The sequence below is a fragment of the Streptomyces tsukubensis genome (assembly GCF_003932715.1).
GTDB classification, from domain to species: Bacteria; Actinomycetota; Actinomycetes; order Streptomycetales; family Streptomycetaceae; genus Streptomyces; species Streptomyces tsukubensis.
In genome coordinates this window covers 2,199,803-2,213,068 of the sequence record NZ_CP020700.1, presented here as the reverse complement: position 1 = coordinate 2,213,068, position 13,266 = coordinate 2,199,803, and the positions used below count along the sequence as shown (strand labels likewise).

General features: G+C 74.6%; 11 protein-coding genes and 1 riboswitch. Of the genes, 3 read left to right on the top strand and 8 right to left on the bottom strand.

What is annotated here, in order from left to right; translation table 11 throughout:
* Positions 1–34 precede the first annotated feature (34 nt).
* Positions 35–1,204 carry a steroid 3-ketoacyl-CoA thiolase gene (locus B7R87_RS08220; protein WP_006349517.1) on the top strand — a complete coding sequence of 390 codons (1,170 nt, stop codon included), beginning with the start codon at positions 35–37 and terminating at the stop codon, positions 1,202–1,204.
* Positions 1,205–1,311: 107 nt separating this feature from the next.
* On the opposite strand, the gene B7R87_RS08215 is transcribed toward B7R87_RS08220, so the two are convergent.
* Positions 1,312–2,190, bottom strand: a complete 879-nt coding sequence (locus B7R87_RS08215; protein WP_006349518.1) for an alpha/beta fold hydrolase — start codon at positions 2,188–2,190, stop codon at positions 1,312–1,314.
* 111 nt (positions 2,191–2,301) lie between these two features.
* On the opposite strand from B7R87_RS08215, the gene B7R87_RS08210 reads away from it, so the two are divergent.
* Together B7R87_RS08210 and B7R87_RS08205 are read left to right on the top strand one after the other, a co-directional pair.
* Positions 2,302–4,239, top strand: a complete 1,938-nt coding sequence (locus tag B7R87_RS08210; RefSeq protein ID WP_006349519.1) for an AfsR/SARP family transcriptional regulator — start codon at positions 2,302–2,304, stop codon at positions 4,237–4,239.
* Positions 4,240–4,437: 198 nt separating this feature from the next.
* Positions 4,438–5,082 carry a class I SAM-dependent methyltransferase gene (locus B7R87_RS08205; RefSeq protein WP_006349520.1) on the top strand — a complete coding sequence of 215 codons (645 nt, stop codon included), beginning with the start codon at positions 4,438–4,440 and terminating at the stop codon, positions 5,080–5,082.
* A 96-nt stretch (positions 5,083–5,178) separates the two neighbouring features.
* Here B7R87_RS08205 and B7R87_RS08200 read toward each other — a convergent pair whose 3' ends face one another.
* The 7 genes from B7R87_RS08200 to B7R87_RS08170 form a co-directional block, all read right to left on the bottom strand.
* On the bottom strand, positions 5,179–5,631 hold the full coding sequence (locus tag B7R87_RS08200; protein WP_006349521.1) for an aggregation-promoting factor C-terminal-like domain-containing protein: 453 nt from the start codon (positions 5,629–5,631) through the stop codon (positions 5,179–5,181).
* A 191-nt stretch (positions 5,632–5,822) separates the two neighbouring features.
* Positions 5,823–6,701: an ECF transporter S component gene (locus B7R87_RS08195; RefSeq protein ID WP_006349522.1), complete on the bottom strand. Its 879-nt coding sequence runs from the start codon at positions 6,699–6,701 to the stop codon at positions 5,823–5,825.
* Positions 6,698–8,293, bottom strand: coding sequence for an ABC transporter ATP-binding protein (locus B7R87_RS08190; RefSeq protein WP_006349523.1), 1,596 nt, complete (start codon positions 8,291–8,293; stop codon positions 6,698–6,700). The genes B7R87_RS08195 and B7R87_RS08190 overlap by 4 nt, the downstream gene beginning before the upstream one ends.
* The gene (locus B7R87_RS08185; RefSeq protein WP_130584586.1) at positions 8,290–9,492 is read right to left on the bottom strand and encodes an energy-coupling factor transporter transmembrane component T; all 1,203 of its coding nucleotides are present in this window, start codon (positions 9,490–9,492) and stop codon (positions 8,290–8,292) included. The genes B7R87_RS08190 and B7R87_RS08185 overlap by 4 nt, the downstream gene beginning before the upstream one ends.
* Positions 9,489–10,133 (bottom strand): SCO2322 family protein, encoded by a 645-nt coding sequence (locus B7R87_RS08180; protein WP_130584662.1) that lies wholly within the window; start codon positions 10,131–10,133, stop codon positions 9,489–9,491. Before B7R87_RS08180 ends, B7R87_RS08185 begins: the two co-directional genes overlap by 4 nt.
* Before the next feature lie 431 nt (positions 10,134–10,564).
* Entirely contained in the window at positions 10,565–11,827 is a 1,263-nt protein-coding gene (locus B7R87_RS08175) for a prenyltransferase/squalene oxidase repeat-containing protein (RefSeq protein WP_006349525.1), read from the bottom strand.
* 139 nt (positions 11,828–11,966) lie between these two features.
* A riboswitch (cobalamin riboswitch) is annotated at positions 11,967–12,130 on the bottom strand.
* A gap of 74 nt (positions 12,131–12,204) precedes the next feature.
* A complete protein-coding gene (locus B7R87_RS08170; protein ID WP_130584585.1) occupies positions 12,205–13,254 on the bottom strand; it encodes an MBL fold metallo-hydrolase in 1,050 nt (349 codons plus the stop codon).
* Positions 13,255–13,266: the final 12 nt, after the last annotated feature.

Here is a 13,266-nt window from a genome sequence, read left to right as displayed (position 1 = left end):
GACCGTCCGCGCAGCCCATAGGAGAGGACGAGCCATGGCCGCCGAACCCGTCATCGTCGAAGCCGTCCGGACCCCCATCGGGAAGCGCGGGGGCGCCCTCGCCAATCTGCATCCGGCCTATCTGCTGGGGGAGACCTACCGCGAACTCCTCGGCCGGACCGGTATCCAGCCGGACTGCGTGGAGCAGATCGTCGGCGGTACGGTCACCCACGCCGGAGAACAGTCCATGAATCCCGCGCGCAACGCGTGGCTCGCGGTGGGCCTGCCGTACGAGACGGCCGCGACGACCGTCGACTGCCAGTGCGGCTCCTCGCAGCAGGCCTCCCACATGGTCGCGAACATGATCGCGGCCGGGGTCATCGACATCGGTGTGAGCTGCGGCGTCGAGGCGATGTCACGGGTGCCGCTGGGCAGCGGCTCCAAACACGGGCCGGGCAAACCCTTCCCCGACGAGTGGAACGTGGACCTGCCCAACCAGTTCGAGGCGGCCGAGCGGATCGCCCGCCACCGGGGGCTCACCCGGGAACGCGTCGACTCCATGGGGCTGCTCTCCCAGGAGCGGGCCGCCACCGCCTGGGCCGAGGAGCGGTTCAAACGCGAGACGTACGCGGTGCAGGTCCCCACCACCGAGGACGAACAGGCGGCGGGGCACGGCATGTGGCGGCTCGTCGACCGCGACGAAGGGCTCCGCGACACCAGCATGGAGGCGCTGGCCGGACTGAAACCGGTCCTGCCGACCGCACTCCACACGGCCGGTACGGCCTCCCAGATCTCCGACGGCGCGGCGGCGATCATGTGGGCGTCCAAGCGGACGGCCCGGGCGCTGAAGCTGAAGCCGCGCGCCCGGATCGTGGCCCAGGCCGCGGTCGGTGCCGATCCCCGGTTCCATCTCGACGGCCCGATCGACGCCACCCGTACCGTCCTCGGGCGGGCGGACATGAGCCTGAAGGACATCGACCTGGTCGAGATCAACGAGGCCTTCGCCGCGGTGGTGCTGAGCTGGGCGCAGGTCTTCGACCAGGACCTGGAGAAGGTCAACGTCAACGGCGGCGCGATCGCCCTGGGGCATCCGGTCGGCGCGACCGGCGCCCGGATGATCACCACGGTCCTGCACGAACTGGAGCGCCGTGACAAGGAGACGGCGCTGGTGACGATGTGCGCGGGCGGCGCCCTGGCGACGGCCACGATCATCCAGCGGGTGTAGCCGTCGGCGGGGCGCGGTGCGGCCGCGTGCGGTGGCCGCCGCACGGCCGGGGTCACGGCCCGGCCGGCCCCGACCGCGGCCCGGCCGACGAGCCGAGAGCAGGAGAATCAGCGGGCCAGCAGGCCCCGGATCACGGTTGCGATCTCGTCGGGTGCCTCTTCGGCCATGAAGTGCCCGGCGCCGGTCAGCCGGTGCTCCAGGTCCGGCGCCCACGCCTGCCACACCCCGGCAGCGTCGTAGCCGAGCTGTGCGCCCCAGTCCTGCTGGACGACCGTCACGGGCATGGCAAGCTGCGACCCGGCGTCCAGGTCCGCCTGGTCATGTATGACGTCGATGCCCGCCGAAGCCCGGTAGTCCGCGACGATCGACGTCACTGCCGCGGCGCTCGCGCGCAGGTACTCGGCACGTACCTCCTCGGGCATGCTGCTCGGGTCGTTGGCCCAGGCGTCGAAGAACGATCCGAAGAACGCGTCCGCGCTGCCTGCGATCATCGCCTCCGGCAGGCCCGGCGGCTGCGCCATGAGGAAGAGGTGGTAGCCGACCGCCGCCGAGGTGCCGTGCAGGACGTTCCACATGTCGAGTGTCGGCACGATGTCGAGGATGCCCAGGTGCGTGATGGTCTCGGGGTGGTCAAGACCCGCCCGGAAGGCGACCAGGGCGCCCCTGTCGTGGCCCACGAGGGCGAAGCGCTCGTGGCCGAGGGCCGCCGCCAGGGTCACGACGTCGGCGGCCATGGTGCGTTTGGCGTACACATCGGGGCCGGTGGCCGCCGGCTTGTCGCTGGCGCCGTAGCCCCGCAGGTCGGGACAGATCACCGTGTGCTCGTCGGCGAGCCGTTCGGCGACGTGCCGCCACATCAGGTGGGTCTGGGGAAAACCGTGCAACAGCACGACGGGGCTTCCGCTGCCGGCTACCGCTGCTGCCAGCTCCACACCGTCCGCACCGGGCAGGCGGATCTGATCGAAGCCGGGAATCGTGAGCGTCATGAGGGACCGTCTTTCGCGTCGGGGACCTGACCGGGTCAGCTTGGGCGACGGCGATCAGCATCCGATCAGTACGGTGGGGCGCAGCCGGCCCCCGGCACGGAGGATGGGGTCATGCGAATCGACGTGCTCGGTGCCGTGCGGGCCCTCCGCGACGACGGCAGCCCGGTTGATCTGGGCGGACCCCGCCATCGCGAGGTACTCGCCAGGCTCGTCGCCGCCGAGGGACGGATGGTCACCACCGACACCCTCGTCGATGACCTGTGGGCCGATCCGCCTGCCCGCGCCGTGGGCGCTCTGCGTACCTTCGTCGCCGCGCTGCGACGCGCCCTCGAACCCGACCGGCCGCCCCGCGATCCGCCGCGCATCATCGTCACCGAAGGACCCGGCTACGCGCTGCGCCTGCCACGCGAGGACGTGGACGTCCACCGGTTCCAGGACACCCTGGCCCGAGCCCGCCGCAACCCCGACGCGGCGGGCGACCTCGGCACGGTACTCGCGGACTGGCGAGGACCCGCCTACGCCGATGTGACCGGCTCCCCATGGGCGCAGCGCGAGCGGACCCGCCTGGAGGAGCTGAGGCTGGAGGGGACGGAACTGCGCGCCCGCATCCTCCTCGACTCCGGGGAAGGGGCCGAGCTCGTCGCCGGGCTGGGTGCCCATGTCGCCGAACATCCGTGGCGCGAGCCGGCCTGGGAACTGCTCGCCCGCGCACTGCACCGCGCGGGCCGCCGAGCCGACGCGCTGGCCACTCTCCGCCGCGCCCGCACGATGCTTGTCGATCAACTCGGGCTCGACCCCGGTCCCGACCTCCAACGCCTGGAGAAGGACATCCTCAACGGCGCCGGGCCTCCCGAAGACGCACGGACCGTGTGGACCGGCCCCGGTGTCCGGCTCGGCCCGCGCACCACCGTGGACCTGGCCCGCACTCTCGCCCTGGCGGGTGGCGATGCCCTCGTCCGGTCGCGGCGCGACCGCCTCGCCGCCGTCCGGGCGGCGGAACGCACCGGGGACCTCGCTCTGACCGCCCGGATCATCGCAGCCTATGACGTGCCCGCCGTCTGGAGCCGGGCCGACGACCCCGAGCAGTCCCGCGCCGTCGTCGCGGCTGCCGAGCGCACGCTCACCGGGCTCGGCCCCGACGGCCCCGACGACCTGCGCGCCCGCCTCCTGGCCACGGTCGCCGTCGAGAGCCGCAGTGCGGATCTGTCCGCCACCGAGCTGAAGCGCGCGCAGCAGGCCGCGTGTCAGGCTGAGGAGCTGGCGCGGGACCTGGCTGATCCGGCCCTGCTGGCCTTCGCCCTCAACGGGGTTTTCCTCCAGTCCTTCACCCGTCCCGGCCTCGCGGAGGAACGGGACCGGACCGGCGCCGAGATCCTCGACCTGGCCACCCGGCACGAGCTGCCGAACTTCGCCGTACTCGGCCGACTCGTCCGCCTGCAATCCGCCTCGGCCCTCGGCGACCTCGACGCCGCGGCCACCCACGCCGAGGCAGCCGAACAGCTCTCCGCCGCCACCGAGGCACCGCTCGTCTCCGTCCTCACCTGCTGGTTCAGGGCCCGGGCCACGGCCGCCCGCAGTACCGAACCCGGCGGGCCGACCGCCGCCACGGCCGCAGCTCACTACCGCGCCGCCGAGGGCGCCCTCCGGGCGGCCGGAATGCCGGGGCTGCACCGTGGCCTGTTCCCGCTCGCCCTCCTGGGACTGCGCCTGCTGCACGACCGGCCCGCGCCCACCGAACCGCACCTCGACTGGGGCCCCTACCGGCCCTGGACGGAACCCCTTGTGCTGCTCGCCCAGGGCCGGGGCGAGCAGGCCCGTGCCGCCCTCGCTGCGGTGCCCGAATCGCCGCGTGACCATATGCAGGAGGCCATGTGGTGCCTGACCGCCCGTGCCGCCGTACGCCTCGACGAGCGCGGAATCGCAGCACACGCTGGAGCTGCCTTGCGTCATGCCCGTGCAGAACACGCCGGCGCCGCGAGCGGCATGCTGACCCTGGGCCCGGTGGCGCGTTACCTGGCAGAGGCGGAGGCATGCGCCCGAGCGGGGTAGGCGGCCGCGATCCGCGAAAGCCGAGCCCGTCCGCGCTCACCCGACGGCCCCGGCGGAAGCAGGTCGCCATGACGTTCAGGGCAGGGGCATCCGTCGCCGTCGCCGGGTGACCGCGCCCGAGGATCGCGGCCCGGCCGCCGAGCCGATGACGTTCCCGGCCGACTCCGGGCCGCCGGCGTGCAGGTAGCGTCCCTGCGCATGACCGAGCCCACCTCGTATCTGCGCCGGACCGCCGACGCCTATGACGCCCTCGCCCTGCCCTATGCGGCCCTCGCCCGCGACGACCTCGAAGCCCCCTCCCTCGACCGTACGTTCCTCCAGGCCTTCGCCGACCAGGTACGGGCCGCGGGAGGCGGGCCCGTCGCCGAACTGGGCTGCGGACCGGGGCCGGTGACCGCGCACCTCCACGGCCTCGGCCTGGACGCCTTCGGGATCGACCTGTCGCCCGTGATGATCGGCCTGGCCCGGGAGGCCTACCCAGACCTGCGGTTCGAGATCGGTTCCATGGACGCCCTGGAGCTGGCGGACGGCGAGGCGGCGGGCATCGTGTCCTGGTACTCGGTGATCCATGTGCCACCGCGGGAGCTGCCCCCGTACTTCGACGAATTCCGCCGGGTGCTCGCCCCCGGCGGGCTGCTGCTGCTCGCCTTCTTCGAATCGGAGGGCGAGCCGGTCACGGTCTTCGACCACCGGGTGACGGAGGCCTGGCGCTGGCCGGTGGACGAGCTGGCGCGGCTGGCCGCCGGTGCCGGGTTCACCGAGGTCGGGCGGATGCTGCGCGAACCGCGCGAAGGGGAGCGGTACCGCCGGGGGCATCTGCTGATGAGGGCGGCCGCGGGCTGAGAAGGGCCACGCGACGAGACATGACAGAGGGCCCCGTACGGCACGTTCGCCGTACGGGGCCCCCTGTCATGTCTCAGCCGGCCGGAAGGACCCGGATCAGTACCAGCCCTGGGTCTGCCACTTCGCCCAGGCCGCGCACGGGCTGCCGTAGCGCTCCTGCATATAGTTCAGACCCCATTCGATCTGGGTCTCCGGGTTGGTCTTCCAGTCGGATCCGGCCGTGGCCATCTTGTTCGCCGGAAGCGCCTGCACCAGGCCGTACGCACCGCTCGACGGGTTCGACGCCTGGACGTCCCAGTTGCTCTCCTTGGCCACGATCTGGCTGAAGCACTGGAACTGCGCGTCGTTGCCGATCATCTTCTGCGCGACCGCCTTCGCGGACGCCGCCTCCACGGCGGCCGGAACCGAGGCCGGGGCGGCCGCGGGGGCAGCGGCGGCGGAAGCCGGGTTCAGGCCCACGACCATCGCGGCGGACGTCGCGACGAGCGCGGCGCCCACGAAGGCGTGGCGGGACGGGCGGCGGAGCACAGCGGTGGCGGAGCGGAGCACAGGGGGATCCTGACGTCGGGGACGGGGGATGCCGCGGAGACGGGGCGAAACGCCCGCCGCCCGGCGACGGATCAGTTCTAGCCGCCGCCCGACCCCGTCGCAACGAGCCCTCTTACTAAGCGGCCTCGCATCCCGGGCCGCCACACCCCGTGACCCGGGCCGGTCGGCGGCCCTGCCCCCGGCCCGTACGGCTACGAAGACTCCTCGTACGCCCTCGGGGCCCTGTGGGGCGGCTCACCCGCCGCACCCCCGTCCCCGCCCTCGAATGTGACCTGCGCCTCGAACGCGGCCCGCCGCGTCGCCCGCCTCAGCAGCGCGAGCACCGCCGGGCCCACGGTGAGTGTGAGGACGACCGTGAGGACCGCCCGCCCCAGGTCCCAGCCCAGGGAGGTGGCCGCGACATAGGCGAAGAAGCGCACCAGATTGTCCTGGAGCGGCTCACCCGGCTGGAAGGAGATCCCCGTCGCCATGCCGGGGACGATCGTCCAGCCCTGGAGGTTCATCACCGTGCCGTACGCGAACGCCGCCAGCGCCCCGTACCCGGCCAGCATCAGCGTCTCCGCCCGCCCCCGCAGCCGCTCCGCGCCCGGCAGCAGCCCCGCGCCCATCGTGAACCAGCCCATCGCCAGCATCTGGAACGGCAGCCACGGCCCGACGCCGCCCGTCAGCAGCGCGGAGGCGAACATCGTCACCGAGCCCAGGACGAAGCCGAAGCCGGGCCCCAGCACCCGGCCCGCCAGCACCATCAGGAAGAACATCGGCTCCAGGCCGGCCGTCCCGGCACCCAGCGGACGCATCGCCGCGCCCACCGCCGCCAGCACCCCCAGCATGGCGACCGCCTTCGCACCCATCCCGGTATCTGCGATCGTCGCCACCACCACCGCGACCAGCAGCGGCAGCAGCAGCGCGAACAGCCACGGCGCGTCCTCCGCGTGCGCGACCACCCCGGACCGCTCGTCCGCGAGCAGCGGCCAGCCGAAGAACGCCACACCGATGGCGCTGATCAGCGCCAGGGCGGCGACGGAACGGGGGCCGAGACGGACGGGCCGGGGGGAGGACACCGGGCTCACAGTGAGGCCTCCACCTGGGCCACCGTCAGCCAGCGCCGCGGCGCCAGCACCTTCGCCACCTGCGGGGCGAACGCCGGAGAGCCCACCACGACCTCCGCCGTCGGGCCGTCCGCGACGATCTCGCCGTCCGCCAGCACCACCACCCGCTGCGCCAGCTCGGCCGCCAGCTCCACATCGTGCGTGGCCAGCACGATGGCATGCCCCTCGGCCGCCAGCTCCTTCAGCACCGTCACCAGCCGCGCCTTCGCCGCATAGTCCAGGCCCCGGGTCGGCTCGTCGAGGAGCAGCAGCGGCGGCCGGGACGTCAGCACCACCGCGAGGGCCAGCGCGAGCCGCTGCCCCTCCGACAGATCACGGGGATGCGTGGCGTCCGCCACCCCCGGCAGCAGCCGCGTCACCAGCGCGCGGCAGCTGCCCGGCTCGGCGCCCGCGTCCGTGTCGGCCGCCGCGCACTCGGCGGCGACCGAGTCCGCGTACAGCAGGTCCCGCGGCTCCTGCGGCACCAGACCGACCCGCCTGATCAGATCCCGCGGCCGCGTCCGGTGCGGTGCGAGCCCGCCGACGGACACCGTGCCCGACACCGGCTCGACCAGCCCCACCAGGGACGACAGCAGGGTCGACTTCCCGGCCCCGTTCCGCCCCATCAGGGCGACGGTCTCGCCGCCCGTGAACGTCAGGTCGATACCGCGCAGGGCCGTCACCCGGCCGTGCCGGACACCGACGCCGGAGAGCCCGGCCACGGTCTCGCCGGAACGGGGCGCGGGGACGGGCGCCGGGTCACCGAGGCGGTCCCGCAGGTCCACGGCCCGGCGCCGGGCGTCCCGTACCGACAGCGGCAGCGGATCCCAGCCCGCCAGCTTCCCCAGCGCCACCACGGGAGGGTGTACGGGGGAGACCGCCATGATCTTCTCGGGTGTCCCGGTCACCGGCGCGGCGCCCGGCCCGGCGAGGAGGACGACCCGGTCCGCGTACTGCACCACCCGCTCCAGCCGGTGCTCCGCCAGCAGCACCGTCGTCCCCAGGTCGTGCACCAGCCGCTGGAGCACCGCCAGCACCTCCTCCGCGGCGGCCGGGTCCAGCGCCGACGTCGGCTCGTCGAGGACCAGCACCTTGGGGTGCGCGGCCAGCACCGAACCGATCGCCACCCGCTGCCGCTGCCCGCCCGACAGCGTCGCGATCGGCCGCTCCCGCAGCCCGGCGAGGCCCAGCAGGTCGAGGGTCTCCTCCACCCGGCGCCGCATCACGTCCGGGGGCGTGCCCAGGGACTCCATGCCGTACGCCAGCTCGTCCTCGACGGTGTCCGTGACGAAGTGCGCCGACGGGTCCTGGCCCACCGTTCCCACGACGTCGGCCAGTTGTCGCGGCGGATGGGTGCGGGTGTCCCGGCCGTCGACCGTGACCCGGCCGCGCAGCGTACCGCCGGTGAAATGCGGTACGAGACCGGAGACCGTGCCCAGCAGGGTCGATTTGCCGACACCGGACGGACCCACCAGAAGGACGAGTTCGCCTTCCGGGACGGTCAGATCGACCCCGGCGACCGTGGGGGCGGCCGCGCCGTCGTACGTCACCGACACGTTCTCGAACCGGATCACGGCGACTCCTCGGGAGCGGGGGCGGGGGCGGGGGCAGCGGCGGGGGCTGGGACGGGGGCGACGAAGGCGGGCAGCAGACCGAGCAGCACACCGGCCGCGGGCCAGAGCGGCAGGGTCGGCGCGGTCAGCGGTACGACTCCGGGCTCCAGCGCGCCCGGGGCGTACGACACCGCCCACACCATCAGCGCGGCGACCGCCGCGCCCGAACCGGCGACCAGCCACGAGCGGGCGCCGAACCGGTCGGGCCGGTAGCGGGTCCGGACCGTCCGGCGGCCGCCGAGCCGCAGCCCGGCGACGGCCGCGGCCAGCCCGCCCACCAGCAGCGGGAGCCCGTACGCCGCGCCTTCGGCAGCCAGCAGCCCGTACGTACCGGCGCAGACGCCCAGCAGCCCGCCGAGCGTCAGCGCGGTCGTGGTGTGCCGGACCGCGGGCGGCACGCTCGCCGTCCGGCCGTAGCCGCGGGCGTCCATCGACGCCGCGACCGCGACCGAACGCTCCAGAGCGCCCTCCAGCACCGGCAGCCCGATCTGTGCCATCGCCCGCAGCCCGCCCGTGGAACGGCCGCGCAGCCTGCGGGCCGTGCGCAGCCGGGCCACGTCCGCGACCAGATTCGGCGCGAAGGTCATCGCCACGACGACGGCCACCCCCGCCTCGTACAGGGCGCCCGGCAGCGACTTCAGCAGCCTGGCCGGGTTCGCGAGCGCGTTCGCCGCGCCCACGCAGATCAGCAGGGCCGCCAGCTTGGCGCCCTGGTAGACGGCGAAGACGACCTGTTCGGCATGGACCCGGCCGCCGATCCGGATGCCCTGCGCCCAGTCGGGCAGCGGCACCTCGGGGAGGGTGAACAGCAGATGCGTCCCCGGGATCGGGGCACCGAGGAGGACGGAGAACAGCACCCGGATCGCGAGGACGAACAGCCCGAGCTTCACGAACGCGATGTACGCCCGGGCCCACGGCGCGTCGGTGCGCCGGGCGGCCACCACATATCCGGCGACGCCCACGATCAGCCCCAGGAGCAGCGGGTTCGTGGTCCGCGACGCGGCGGCGGCGAGCCCGATCGCCCAGAGCCACCAGGCGCCCGGATGGACGGCATTGGCCCGGTCCGCGACGGGCGCGCGCCAGCGCGACACGGCGGACACGGCGGACACGGTGGCGGGGCGGGGGCGGCCGGGCGCGGCCGGTGCGGTGGGGCGGGTCATCGGGACCGGCGGCGGGACTGCCAGTACGCTGCCGCGCCGAGGACGGCGAGGGCGCCGAGACCGGCCACGAGACCGAGGGACGGACCGCCGTCGCTGTCGCTGTTGCCGGATGCCTTGGCAGGGTCCTGCGTGGCGTCGTCGCCGTTCCGCGCTCCGCTCGCGATCTGTTCGCCGCAGCCGGTCGCCGGATAGCCGGAGATCGCGCAGAGCAGCGCGTTCCCGTCGTAGCGCAGCGGTTTGGCGACCCGGGCCAGCGCCTCCGCCGCGGTCGCGCCGGGGTGGACACGGGCGCAGGCGGTACGCGGCGCGGGCGGCCGTTCGCCCGAGGGTGCGTCGGCGGCGGTGCCGGGGTCGATGACGAGGGCGATGCGCTTGGTGCCCGGCTCGGCGGGCGTGGTGCCGCAGACCGCGGCGAAGTCGGGTGCGGTGCGGGGCTTCGAGGCGTCGGAGGAGTCCGCGCTCACGGCGAAGCGGAAGCCGTGGACGGCGCCGTCCGACGGCCGGGCGATCGCCGGGCCCTCGGTGGCGTACGTCCAGGTGGTGCCGGACGCCTGCCAGTACGACCAGTAGCGGTATCCGGCCGCCTGCGCGGGCGCGGCGGCACCGAGCACACCGACGGCCCCCGCGACGAGAACGAGCACGAAGGCCCCGACGCGCGCGGCGGCAACGGACCGCCGACGCCCGGCCGGCCGGGGCCGGTCCGCCCTGGCCGCCGAGGTCGGGGCTTCGGTCGTCGTGCGGTGCGGTGCTTGCGGTACGGCGCGGGGGCGCCCGCCTGCGGCGGACCCGGGTGTCCCGGAGGACGCCCGCGGCCCGGCGGTCGCGGTGTGGTGCCTGGTCAAGCCGCCGGTCGTCGTGCGGTGCGGTGCTTCCGGTACGGCGCGGGGGCGCTCGGTCGGGGGCTTCCTGAGCGTCCCGGCCACGGACGCGGCGCGGCGCCCGGCCGGGGCCGCCTCGGGCGGCCCGGCCGTCGGCGCGGCGAGGTGCCTCGTCGGGGCACCGGCTGCCGCTCCGGCGCCGGGGCGCCCGGCCGACCCGGCGGCCCCGGCCGGGGTGCGGTCGGAGGAGGTCGTCATGCGCGGGGCTTGCGGCGGCCGCTGAGGAGGAAGCCCGCGCCCGCGCTCGCCGCGAAGAACGCGCCCACGATCCACCAGAGGTTCGGGCCCCCGTCGTCCTTCTTGTCGTTCTTGTCGTTCTCGTTCTTCTTCTCGGTACCGGCGGACGGCGACGCCGACTCCGGCGCCGGACCCGTCGCGTTCAGGGCCGCCACCAGGTCCGTACCGCCGAAGTCCGCGGGGTCCGTACCGGTGGCGTTCGCCGCGAAGACCAGCTGGGCGTACGCCGCCGGGCCCGACTCCTTCGCCCATCCGGCACCGTTCGCCTTCAGCCACTCCAGCGGCTTCTTCACCGCCTCGGTGCGGCCCTGCGCGGCCAGCGCGACGACCGCGTCCGCAGTGTTCCCGAAGTCGGGCTTGGGCGCCGAGTCCTCGGCGCCCGGCATCGGCGGGGTCAGCAGATGACCGGTCTTCGCGAGCGCGCCCGCCAGATAGGCGCCGCCGTTGAGAGCCGCACCCTTGAGGTCCTTCGCGGCCTTGTCGCAGACCGTGCCCCCGGCCACGGAACCGGCGGCTCCGGCCTTCGGGGCCAGGCCCGCACCCTGCGCGGCGACGACCGCCGCGGCGGTGGAGTCACCGACGGCGCCCGGCATCTGCGGCTGGTAGACGAAGGCGCCCGCGTCCGCTCCCGTGCACGGCCGGGCGAAGGTCAGCAGCGCGTCGTACGGCGACTTCCCGCCCTTCGCGGAGGCCACGGCCGCGGGCTTCTCACCCGCGGCGGCCAGCGCGCCGATCACCACAGCGGTGGAGTTGGCGTCGCTCGCGCCGCCCGGGTTGTAGCTCCAGCCGCCGTCCGCGTTCTGGACCGACTTCAGCCAGGTGACGGCCTTGCCGACGGTCTTCTCGGCGCCGCCGGTCGCGGTCAGTGCCTGGACCGCGGCGGCCGTGGCGTTGGTATCGCGCGGCAGCTTGGCGTCACAGGCGGCCGAGGCGTCGGCGCGGTACGCGGAGAAGGCGCCGTCCGCGCACTGCTGCCCGGTCAGCCAGTCGACGGCCTTGCCCGCGGGCTTCACCCCGACGGTGTCCTGGGCGAGCAGCGCCAGCGACTGCCGCCACACGCCGTCGTACGCCGGGTCGGTGGTGCCGTACAGGCCGGAGGGGAGCGGGGCGGCCGGGGGCGGGGTGGTGGCGGCGGTCGCGGCGGGGGCGAGGGCCGTGCCGAGTACGGCGGAGACGGCGAGCGCGACGGCCGCGCGGCGTGCGGTGGTGGCGTTGGTCATGACGGGTGGTGCCTCTTCCCGCGCCCTCTGCGGGACGCTGCCGGGATCCGGGCACGGGCGCGTCCGGGACGCACCAGGGCTCCGGCCCCGTATTCCTCGACGGTGCCGGCCACCGGCGGCTGCCGGTGGCGCAAGCCGGTCACGTCCGCGTACAGGGCATTCCGACTCTGCCCGGCGCGTACGGAGGTGACCTGCGGGGTCACGGACACGGCGCGCGCCGACGGCTCACGGCTGCGGGTCAGTGCCGGATTCGCACCGGCTTCCCCCTGTAAGGGCGTGATACGACCAGTCCACTTTACCGACGGTCGCGGGCGGTGCCGCCCGCGGCGGTGGATTTCCGGGCGGTACGGGACCGGGGCAGGCTTCCCGGCATCGGCTCAGACCGCCGCGTACCGCGTCGGTATCCCCGGCAGGACCTCCGCGCGGCCCAGTTTCACCAGACGGCGCAGATGGGCTTCGGCCTCCGAGACGGCGATCGTGCGGGAGGCGTGCGGGATCGCGGACCAGGGGCGGTTCCATGCCATGCGTTCGGCCGCCTGCCAGGGGGTGAGGGGTACGGAGAGGAGCGCGAGGAGGCCCCGGAGGCGGTCCTCGTGGTGGGCGAGCAGCTCCCGGACCCGGGCCTCGGCGCCGGTGAAGGCGTGCTGGTGGGCGGGGAGGACCTCGGCCGGGGCGAGCCGGGCGATGCGCTCCAGGGAGGCCGAGTAGTCGCCCAGCGGATCGGTGTCGCCGTCGTCGGCTCCGACAGTGCTTTCGGGATCCTCGTACAGCCCGATGTGAGGGCTGATCCCGGGCAGCAGATGGTCTCCGGAGAAGAGCCTCCCGGCGCCGGGCAGCCCGGCCGGGTGGGCCTCCTCCAGATGGAGGCAGACATGCCCGGGGGTATGCCCCGGCGTCCATATCGCGCGCAGTTTCCGGCCCGCCAGCGGCAGCAGCTCGCCGGGGACGATCTCCCGGTCGGGCAGGGCGGCGCCGAGTCCGGGCAGGCCGCCGGTCCGGCCCGCGGCGCGGGCCGCCTGCAGCGGCGCGAGATGCGCGTCGGGCGCCCCGGCGCGGACGAGCCTGTCGGTCAGATAGTCGAACCAGAGGGAGGGGTGGGAGCCGCGGGTGCGCCGGACGATCGCGGTGTCCGCCGGGTGCATCGCGAGCCACGCCCCGGACTCCTCCCGGACCCGGCCGGAGAGCCCGTGGTGGTCCGGATGGTGGTGGGTGATCACGACCCCGTGCAGTTCGCGGACCGCGGTACCGACGGCGGCAAGACCCTCGGTGAGCGCGTCCCAGGAGGCAGGGTCGTCCCAGCCGGTGTCGACGAGGACCGGGCCGCGGCCGGTGTCGAGGACATGGACCAGGGTGTGGCCGAGGGGGTTGTCGGGGATGGGGACCTGGACGGACCAGACGCCTCCGCCGTGGTCGATCACCTGTGGCATGCACGCTCCTCG

Coding starts and splice junctions, on each gene's coding strand:
- B7R87_RS08215 (WP_006349518.1), bottom strand. CDS start 2,190: ATGACGCTCACGATTCCCGGCTTCGATCAGATCCGCCTGCCCGGTGCG.
- B7R87_RS08210 (WP_006349519.1), top strand. CDS start 2,302: ATGCGAATCGACGTGCTCGGTGCCGTGCGGGCCCTCCGCGACGACGGC.
- B7R87_RS08170 (WP_130584585.1), bottom strand. CDS start 13,254: ATGCCACAGGTGATCGACCACGGCGGAGGCGTCTGGTCCGTCCAGGTC.
- B7R87_RS08220 (WP_006349517.1), top strand. CDS start 35: ATGGCCGCCGAACCCGTCATCGTCGAAGCCGTCCGGACCCCCATCGGG.
- B7R87_RS08175 (WP_006349525.1), bottom strand. CDS start 11,827: ATGACCAACGCCACCACCGCACGCCGCGCGGCCGTCGCGCTCGCCGTC.
- B7R87_RS08205 (WP_006349520.1), top strand. CDS start 4,438: ATGACCGAGCCCACCTCGTATCTGCGCCGGACCGCCGACGCCTATGAC.
- B7R87_RS08185 (WP_130584586.1), bottom strand. CDS start 9,492: ATGACCCGCCCCACCGCACCGGCCGCGCCCGGCCGCCCCCGCCCCGCC.